7 protein-coding genes are annotated in these 8442 nt (G+C 59.9%); 6 read left to right on the forward strand and 1 reads right to left on the reverse strand.

The annotated features are described in order from the left end of the window. Positions 1–1514, forward strand: a 1514-nt coding sequence (locus WBG04_RS13745) for an ATP-binding protein (RefSeq protein WP_424315024.1), incomplete at its 5' end; no start/stop codon positions are given. On the opposite strand, the gene WBG04_RS13750 is transcribed toward WBG04_RS13745, so the two are convergent. Next, the gene (locus tag WBG04_RS13750; protein ID WP_424315025.1) at positions 1496–2956 is read right to left on the reverse strand and encodes an efflux transporter outer membrane subunit; all 1461 of its coding nucleotides are present in this window, start codon (positions 2954–2956) and stop codon (positions 1496–1498) included. The two genes, WBG04_RS13745 and WBG04_RS13750, sit on opposite strands and share 19 nt — an antisense overlap. Positions 2957–3200: 244 nt before the next feature. Between WBG04_RS13750 and WBG04_RS13755 the strand changes: the two genes are divergently transcribed. The 5 genes from WBG04_RS13755 to WBG04_RS13775 all read left to right on the forward strand — a co-directional run. After that, positions 3201–4205, forward strand: a complete 1005-nt coding sequence (locus WBG04_RS13755; protein ID WP_424315026.1) for a glycosyltransferase family 2 protein — start codon at positions 3201–3203, stop codon at positions 4203–4205. A 36-nt stretch (positions 4206–4241) separates the two neighbouring features. Continuing rightward, entirely contained in the window at positions 4242–5492 is a 1251-nt protein-coding gene (locus tag WBG04_RS13760; RefSeq protein ID WP_424315027.1) for a glycosyltransferase family 4 protein, read from the forward strand. A gap of 22 nt (positions 5493–5514) precedes the next feature. After that, positions 5515–6456, forward strand: coding sequence for a lysylphosphatidylglycerol synthase domain-containing protein (locus WBG04_RS13765; protein ID WP_424315028.1), 942 nt, complete (start codon positions 5515–5517; stop codon positions 6454–6456). Between the two features lie 12 nt (positions 6457–6468). Continuing rightward, positions 6469–7890 carry an efflux RND transporter periplasmic adaptor subunit gene (locus tag WBG04_RS13770; protein WP_424315029.1) on the forward strand — a complete coding sequence of 474 codons (1422 nt, stop codon included), beginning with the start codon at positions 6469–6471 and terminating at the stop codon, positions 7888–7890. Continuing rightward, on the forward strand, positions 7887–8442 hold a 556-nt coding region (locus WBG04_RS13775), incomplete at its 3' end, for a hypothetical protein (protein WP_424315030.1). The genes WBG04_RS13770 and WBG04_RS13775, both read left to right, overlap by 4 nt.

The following is an 8442-nucleotide window of genomic DNA, read 5'->3' on the forward strand; positions in this document are numbered from 1 at the left end:
TCTTCGAGCAGTCTTTGGACGGCATCGTCCTCCACGACATGGAGGGACGGATCCTTGATGTGAATGAAACGCTCTGCAAACTGCTGGGTTGGTCACGTCAGGAGCTGACGGCGAAGAATCTTTCGGAGCTTCATCCGGAAAGTGCGTTGTCGAATTATCAGCTCGCGATCGCGGAGCTTGCAGAGCGTGGTCGTCACCGCTTCGAGTCCGGGTTTTCGCGGAAGGACGGTAGTGATTTCACGGCGGAAGTGTGGGCAAATTGCTTTGAGCTGGGCGGCCAACGTGTGGTGCAGGGAATCGTGCGTGATGTGACTGAGCAGCGGCAGAAGGAAAGTGAGATTCGTGCAGCGATGGAGGCCGCGGAACTGGCGAATGAATCGAAGTCGGTATTCCTGGCGACGATGAGTCACGAAATCCGCACCCCATTGAACGGGATCCTTGGTTTCACAAATCTACTAGAGACCTCGGAGATGCGTGCGGAGGAGCGGAACTCGGTCGAGATGATCCGCAAGAGCGGCGATGTATTGCTCGGGCTGATCAACAACATTCTGGATTTCTCACGGGCGGAGAGCGGGCAGATCACATTCAAGGATGAGGTCTTTGATCCCGGGCTTTTCCTGCGGGAAACGGTGGCGCTTCACCAGGGGGTGGCGGATGGAAAGAAGCTCAAGCTGAAGGTCGAAGTGGCGAAGGATGTTCCCGCCTTGGTGATGGGAGCGAAGGCGGAGTTGAGGCAGGTGATGATGAACCTGGTGGGGAACGCGGTGAAGTTCACCGACGAGGGCACGGTTTCGGTTTCATTGTCGAAGAGGGGTTCGGAAAGCCTGAGATTCACCGTGGCGGATTCGGGAATTGGATTTCCCGAAGAGGATCGTGAGAAACTGTTCGAGGCATTTTTTCAAGTCGATCTCTCATCGACAAGGCGTCACGGAGGAACGGGATTGGGTCTGGCGATTTGTCGGCGACTCGTTGAATCGATGGGTGGTGAGATCAGGGCGGCAAACCTGCCGGCTGGTGGTGCGGAGTTCGTGGTGGAGGTTCCTTTAAGGCTGACCAAAAGCGAGAACGGCGATGCGCTGCCGGACCGGAAACGAGCCGAGACCCATCTGAATGGGGGTGGGATGAAGGTGCTGGTGGTGGAGGACCATCCGGTGAATTCACGTTTGTTGAAGCTGATGCTGGAGAAACTGAACTTCGTGGTGGAGGTGGCAGGCAATGGTCGCGAGGGCCTGGAAGCCCTGCAGCAGAGTTCGGATATCGGGCTTGTCCTGATGGACATGCGGATGCCGGAGATGGATGGGCTGGAGGCGACTCAGCGGCTGCGCGCGGGCGAAGCTGGTGAGTCTGTTAGAGACCTTCCGGTGGTGGCGGTGACGGCGAATGCGATGGAGGCGGATCGCGATGCCTGCCGCGATGCGGGGATGAATCACTACCTGAGCAAGCCGATCAACGGGCGTGATCTTGAGAAAGTGCTGATGGAAGTGATTGCGCCGTTTCAGGCATCGGGGATCTGACCGCCGCCAATCGATTTGAAAAGCGCAGCGGCGAATCCAGCGCGACGACCGAGCGCGGCGGCTTCTTCATCGCGGGCGTCGTGGTAATCCATGAGGGAGTTGAGTAGTCGGCGAATATCGACAAGTCCGGCGAGATAGGACTCGCGGGTGAGCTTGGTGCTCTTGAGGTGTTCTTCGGCGGCAGCGGTCTGGGCGGCGGCGTAGCGTTGTTCGGTATCGAGGCGGGTGAGGGCGATCTCGATTTCGGCGACGGCATCGAGCACCTGTTGCTGGTAGGCGGCGAGACGGATGTCGGTGCGGGCTTCTTCTTCGGCGACGCGATTCTGGATTTTGCAGCCTTCGAAGATGCGCCACCTGAGCTTTGGTCCGAAGCCAAAGGCGCGGTTGGCCTGGGTGAAGAGGTCGGAAATCGAGGTGCTTTCCCAGCTGAGCGCGCCGGAGATGGCGAGCTTCGGGTAGAGTTCGGATTCGGCCAGGCCGATGCGGGCGGTCTGGGCCGCAAGCTTGCGTTCTTCGCGGCGCACATCGGGTCGATTGCGCAGGGCATCGGCAGGCATGGCGACGAGGATCTTCCGCGGTGGAACGGGAATGCCGGTGTTCTTTTCCAAGAGGCCTGCAAGAGCATTCGGATAGATGCCGGAGCTGTTGGCGAGTCGGATGCGGGCGACTTTCATTTCCTGCTCAAGCTTGGGCAGGCGGGCTTCGCGGGTGAGCAGCTGGGCCTTGGATTCGACGACGTCGGCTTCCGGCGTGAGGCCCTCATCTTGACGCTGGCTGAGCACTTCATGGAGCTTCCTGAAGTCGGCGACGGCTTCGGTTGCGCGTGCAAGGCGTTCTTCAAGCGTGCGGGTGGCGATATACTGAAGGGCGACTTCGGCGCTGAGCACGACCAGTGCATCGCGCTGCCACTCGACGGCGGCTTGCCACTCGGCGGTGGCGGCTTCCACGCCACGGCGGGTGCCGCCGAAAAGATCGACTTCCCATCCAGCCTCAAGGCCCGAAATAAAGTTGGTGGAAAACGAGCTGCCCGTGGTGCCGCCAAAAGTGCTCGGGTTGTTCTCACCCATCTGGACTTCGTTTCGGGTGCCGATCCACGGTGACCAAGCGGCGGCGAGCACGTTTCGCTGGGCGCGGGCTTCGCGGATGCGGGCATCGGCCGCGGCGGCGGTCGGGTGGCTGGTGCGGGCGTGGGTGATCAGCTTGTTGAGTGAACTGTCATTGAACTGCCGCCACCAAAGCTCGGCACCAGTGCGCTTGGCGGACTGGTCGGCGCTCAGGCGATCCGTCCAGTAGTCGGGAACCGCTGTCGATCCACCGAGGGAGTCCCATTCATCGGCGACGAGGAGATTGGGGTCCTCATAGTCGGGTCCGACGGTAATACAGGAGTGGAGAAATAGCGTCGCGGCTGCCCCGACGGAGAAGAGGCAGCTGGCACGTGGCATGGCGGAGTATAGAAACCCGGCTGAATTGGTCAACATGTCCGAAATAATTGGGACGGGGACGGTAGGGCGTTCCGGTAAGCTTTTCCGGATCCGGTAAAATGTGCCGGATTTTGGATACGTGGCATGCGGGGCCAACTGCGGCGAATGTTTTTCTAATCATTGGAAACCAATGGGTTGCGTCATCGTCGAAGCGGTTTGGCACAGGCAATGGTTAAAGGGTTTTGTCAATCGACCCACTCACAACATGAACATCAATACCTCCAACACTCCCGTCCAAAGCGTTTCCTTCATCATCCCAGCGATGAACGAGGAGCAAACTCTCGAGACTCTCTTCAACGGCATCTCCGAGCAGATGGAAAAGCTCTCCTGCGAATGGGAAGTGCTCTTCATCGACGACGGCAGCACCGACAATACCTGGAACGAAATGAGCCGCCTGGCCCGCCTGAATCCCGGCACGGTTCGTTCGTTTCGTTTCCGCCGCAATTTGGGCAAGGCTGATGCGCTCGCCCTCGGCTACAAGGAGGCAACCGGTGATGTGGTTTTCACGATGGATGCCGATCTTCAGGATGATCCAAACGAGATCCCACGCTTCCTTGAGAAGATCGACGAAGGATACGGCATCGTCACCGGTTGGAAGCGCAAGCGCTACGACCCATGGCACAAGGTCCTGCCTAGCCGCGTGTTCAACGCAGCGCTGAGCAAGTTGGTCGGCGTGCCACTTCACGATCACAACTGCGGCTTCAAGGCCTACCGCAAGGAAGTCGTCAAGGTGCTCCCGATGTATGGTGAGATGCACCGCATGGTTCCATCGCTCGCATCCTTCGAAGGCTACAAGACCGCCGAGATCGTGGTGCAACACCACGCCCGCCAGTTCGGCGTCAGCAAGTATGGCGTGAAGCGCATCCTCTGCGGCATCTTCGACATGACCACGGTCAGCTTCCTCAAGACCTACCGCAACCGCCCGATGCACTTCTTCGGCCGCCTCGCCATGGTTTCCGGACTCGTTTCCGCAACGCTCTGGATGGCGGCCCTCGGCCTCACGATCGCCGGCATGGCCGCCACGCTTCCTGCCATGGCAGGTGTGCTCTTCGCCATCGCCGCGATGCTCTTCGTCGGCCAGGGCTTGCAGCTTGAGCACGGTGTCTACCGCGAAATGAAGCAAGGCCGCACCCTTCCCGTCGATCTGAGGGTGGACGCACCGCTCGCCACTCAGAATTACGAGTTCGACCGCCTCAAGCAGGTCGCCTGAATTCCACGATAACAACCACTTCAACTCAAACTCCCCATGAGCACGCTATTTTCTTCCATCGCACGTCGCACCAGCCGCCCACGCGTGGCGGTCGTCACCTCGACCTACGCCCGCAGCCAGGATGACCACCAGGTCCCATGGATGCGCGAAATGGCCCGCCGCACGGTCGATCAGCTCGATTCGCTGAAGATCTACGCGCCATCCTTCCGAGGCCTCGGCAAGCATGACATCGATGGAGTGGAAGTTCGCCGCTTCCGCTACGCACTGAAGGCGGGCGAAACGCTCACCCACGACTCCGGTGCACCGAGCAAGTCCCGCTCACTTGGCTACAAGCTACTGGTTTTGCCGTACTTGTTGATGGGCATGCTCTCCATTCTCTTCTGGTGTGTGCGCGACCGCACCAAGGTTCTCCACATTCACTGGCCATTCCCGCACGGCCTCTGGGCCCTGCTTCCCAAGTGGCTCCTCGGCGTGCGCGTCGTCGCCATGTGCCACGGAGCGGAACTCGCCCTGGCCCGCAACAGCAAGGTGATCCGCTGGGCATTGAAGTTTTTCCTGAGCCAGGCCGATGAGATTTGCGTGAACAGCTCGCACACCGCGGCTGAAGTGAAACGCCTATGCGGATTTGCATCCAAAGTGGTGCCCTACGGGGCGACGGTATCCGACTCGGAGGCTTCTGGGGAGGAGACCTCCAACGAGGTGCCGTCGCTCCTTTTCTGCGGCCGCCTGATTCAGCGCAAGGGCATCGATGTGCTGCTGCGCGCCCTTCCTTCCGTGCTTGCCAAGCAAAACGTCAAGCTGGTGATCACCGGTGAAGGTGACCGCAAGGCCGAGTGGGAAGCGCTTTCCAAGAAGCTTGGATTGGAGTCCTCCGTGCGCTTCGCCGGATTCGTCTCGAACGAAGAACTCGGTGAACTCTACCGCGATTGCACCGCCTACGTGCACCCTGCGATCTACGATGATAAAGGGGACACCGAAGGCCTTGGCGTGGTGCTGATCGAAGCGCTTGCCAACCGCAAGCCGGTCATCGCTTCGAAGGTCGGCGGCATTGTGGATGTGATCATCGATGGCGAGACGGGATTGCTCGTTCCTGAGAAGAACGAAGCAGCGCTCGCCAATGCGATCCTGCGAGTTCTCAACGACTCCGACCTCGCCCATCAACTCGGTGAGAATGGCCGCCTGCACGCCGCCCGCGTCTTCGACTGGGATCGCTGCGCTGCGCTCACCGTCCGGATCTATCAGGGACGCGAAGTCACCAGTCCGGTCAGCGTTCCAGCCATTGGGTAAGACTCCCAAGCTCTCTAACAAGATGAAGATCTGGATCAAAAGAATGCTGCCGGTGGTGGCGGTGGGAATACTCCTGGTGGGCTTCGGCTCGCAGCTACCCTCGGCAGCCCAAGCGGCAGCGAATGCGAATGGCCTGCTTCTGTTTGCGGTCTTCGCCGGCCTCGTCGCCTACACTTGGTTGAATGCTTCGGTCTGGAGCGATGTGCTCGCTGGCCTCGGCGAACAGCCAGGCCGGGTGCGGGCGACCCGTCTTTGGATCCGGAGCGAGGTGATGAAGTGGCTGCCAGGTGGCATCTGGGGCTACGCATCGCGGGTGGTGAAGGCGCCTGAAATCGGTGTCGAGCGCTCGGTCGCTGGTGCGAGCCTGGTGGCGGAACTTCTTCTAACGATTGCGGCCTGGGCCGTGCTTGCTCTGATTGGTTTGATCGGGTCCGGCAGCTTGCTTCTGGGTCTTGTCGAGATGCCGAGCAAGTCGGCTTTGATGATCGCCGTTTCCGGCTTCCTTCTAGGTCTCATGGCGATGGTGGTTCTCCGCCGCCGTTTGTGGCATGTGATTGCCGCTCGCTTGGCACCACTTCGCGATCGCTCGTGGAAAGTCTCATCGCTGGTTCGTGCGTTCGTCACCTACTTGGGCTTGTGCCTCTTTCACGCGGCGCTGCTTCATGTGCTGGTGCTCGCTTTCCTGCCTGAAACCGAGGGTCTGGCCTTCTTTGCGACCGTCGATGGCATGGCATGGTTGATTGGCTTTTTCGCCATCGGCGTTCCGGGGGGAATTGGGGTGCGTGAGGCCGGCATGGCCTGGCTCTTGGGCCAGGTCATGCCGATGCCCGAAGCGGTTGCGATCGCCGTTTCATGGCGTGCCCTTCAGCTCGCCGCGGAGATGTCGGTGCTGGCTGGCACATTTCTCATTCGTCCGATCCGTGCCTGTGGAACTTGCCTCGACGCGAGCCGGGTCAGTCTTTAAGATTGATTAAGAATGAAAGGAGTAATTTCCAAAGCCTTCCGGCTGGCGTTGAGTCTGGCTCGTGAAAACCGGGTGCTGTTTGGCATTGCGCTGATCCTCGTCGTGGCAGGCGGCTTGCTCGCGGTCACCGTACTATGGCCGGCGTACAAGAGCCCGGGTTCGAAGATGTATGATTCGAGTCTCGGCTATGCTTCGCTGATGCGGAAGCTGGGGAAGGATTTTCCCGTGGTGACGGCGGATGTGCGGGAGCGTGAATTCGTGCGCCCACTGCTGGCGGAGGGGACTTGCTCGGCGGAGCCCTATCTGGTGCCGGTGATTCCGATGTCTAAAATCACCTCGGTCAAAGTGATCGAAGGTCAGCTCGTGAATAAGGGCGATCTGCTTCTGACGCTGGACCGGGTGAAGGCGGAGATCAAACTGGAGTCGGCGAAGCTTGCTCTGTCGACCTCGCAGGCTGAATTGAAACGTGTGCAAGTAGGCTCGGCCTATGTGCTGGCACAGGAACGTCCTGATCGTGAGAAGATCAATGTGGAAGCGGCGATGGCGCGCGCGGACCAGATGACGGAGAAGATCGAACGGTATCGCAAAGCGGAGGAGAAAGGCCTGATATCGCGCACGGCACTACTCGAGGTGGAGGGAGAGTTCACCAATGCGGTGCAGGAAAAGGAATTGGCTGAGCTTTTTCTGACCATGTCCGAAAAGGGTGTGGAACAGAGCCGGCTGATCGCTGCGAATGCGGTGGAGGATGCGAAGGAAGCGGTGAAACATCGCGAGCAGGAACTGATCGAGCACAATGTCTACGCGCCGGTTTCGGGCGTGGTCGAGCGGGTGCTGATGCGTGAGGGCGAGTACAATCAGGACAGCGGCAAGCCGGGTTTCGTGATTGCGGCCGGACTTTGGTTTGAGGGCTACTTCGACCAATCCGATTTCACCTGGGTGGAAAATGGACTTCAGGGTGTGGCCTACTTGGAGAGCTATCCCGGGCGTGAACTGGCGGTCGAGGTGGAGCGGATTGTGCCGGTCGTGAGCTTCAATGAAGGCGGCCCCGAGATCAATCGACCGCTGCGGCCACGCGGCACAGGGGCTCCGGAGTGGGCGGCGACCTTCATGGTGCGACTGAAGTTTCTCGATGGGGACAAGGAGGTGAAGTTTGCGCCGGGGATGACGGGTTTCGTGAGACTGGAATCCGAGCGCAGGTCACTGGCGGTGCCACGCGAATCGCTCGTTTCGGTCTCCGCGGGGAAGGCTCTGGTTCAGGTCGTGAAGGATGATGGTGGCCGCGAGTTACGTCCGGTGACCGTCGGCCATGTCGATGGAGAAGCTGCTGAAATTTTGGCCGGACTGGAGCTTGGGGAGCGGGTGATTGCCGAAGGTCACTGGGGTTTGCAGGACGACGACGGGATTGAGGTGGTTTCTGAAAACGGCTGGGAATGAAGATCGCGTTGCCAGCGAAGCTGCCGGAGTGGTCGCTGCCGAAGGTCGCCGCATTCGGGCTGATCATGGCTGGCTGTGGAATGATGCTTCTCGGCTTACTCAAGCCATGGATGGTGGTGCCGCTCGGCGTGGATGATGGTGAGCTGGTGAGCCGTGATGTGGTGGCGACGTTTTGGTGGAAGGGTCTATTTCTGTTAGGTTTGTCTGCAGCTGCGGCATGCAAGTGGCTTCTCAAGGACCGGGAGCGTGGAGTGCGTTGGTGTCTGCGGATCGTGGTGATGATGCTGCCGCTTCTGTTCGCCTATCCGCAGGCGGTCATCGTTCAGGATGAGAATACGAGTGGCGATTTGGCGTGGCTCCAGCAGCAGCACGATTCGATGACCTGGCTGGGTGGCGATGTTTTCCTCGCGCAGGGGCTGCGCTATCAGCAGACGATGCCGGTGGTGGATTTTGAGGATCCTCCGTTGAGATTGGCGGCCTTCCGCCCGCCGACGGTGGCGCCGTGGTCACTGGGAATTGCCGAACTTCCCGACGTGGTCTGGTGGCTGGGCT

It is taken from the genome of Haloferula sp. (assembly GCF_049672945.1).
In the GTDB taxonomy this organism is placed as follows: domain Bacteria; phylum Verrucomicrobiota; class Verrucomicrobiia; order Verrucomicrobiales; family Akkermansiaceae; genus Haloferula.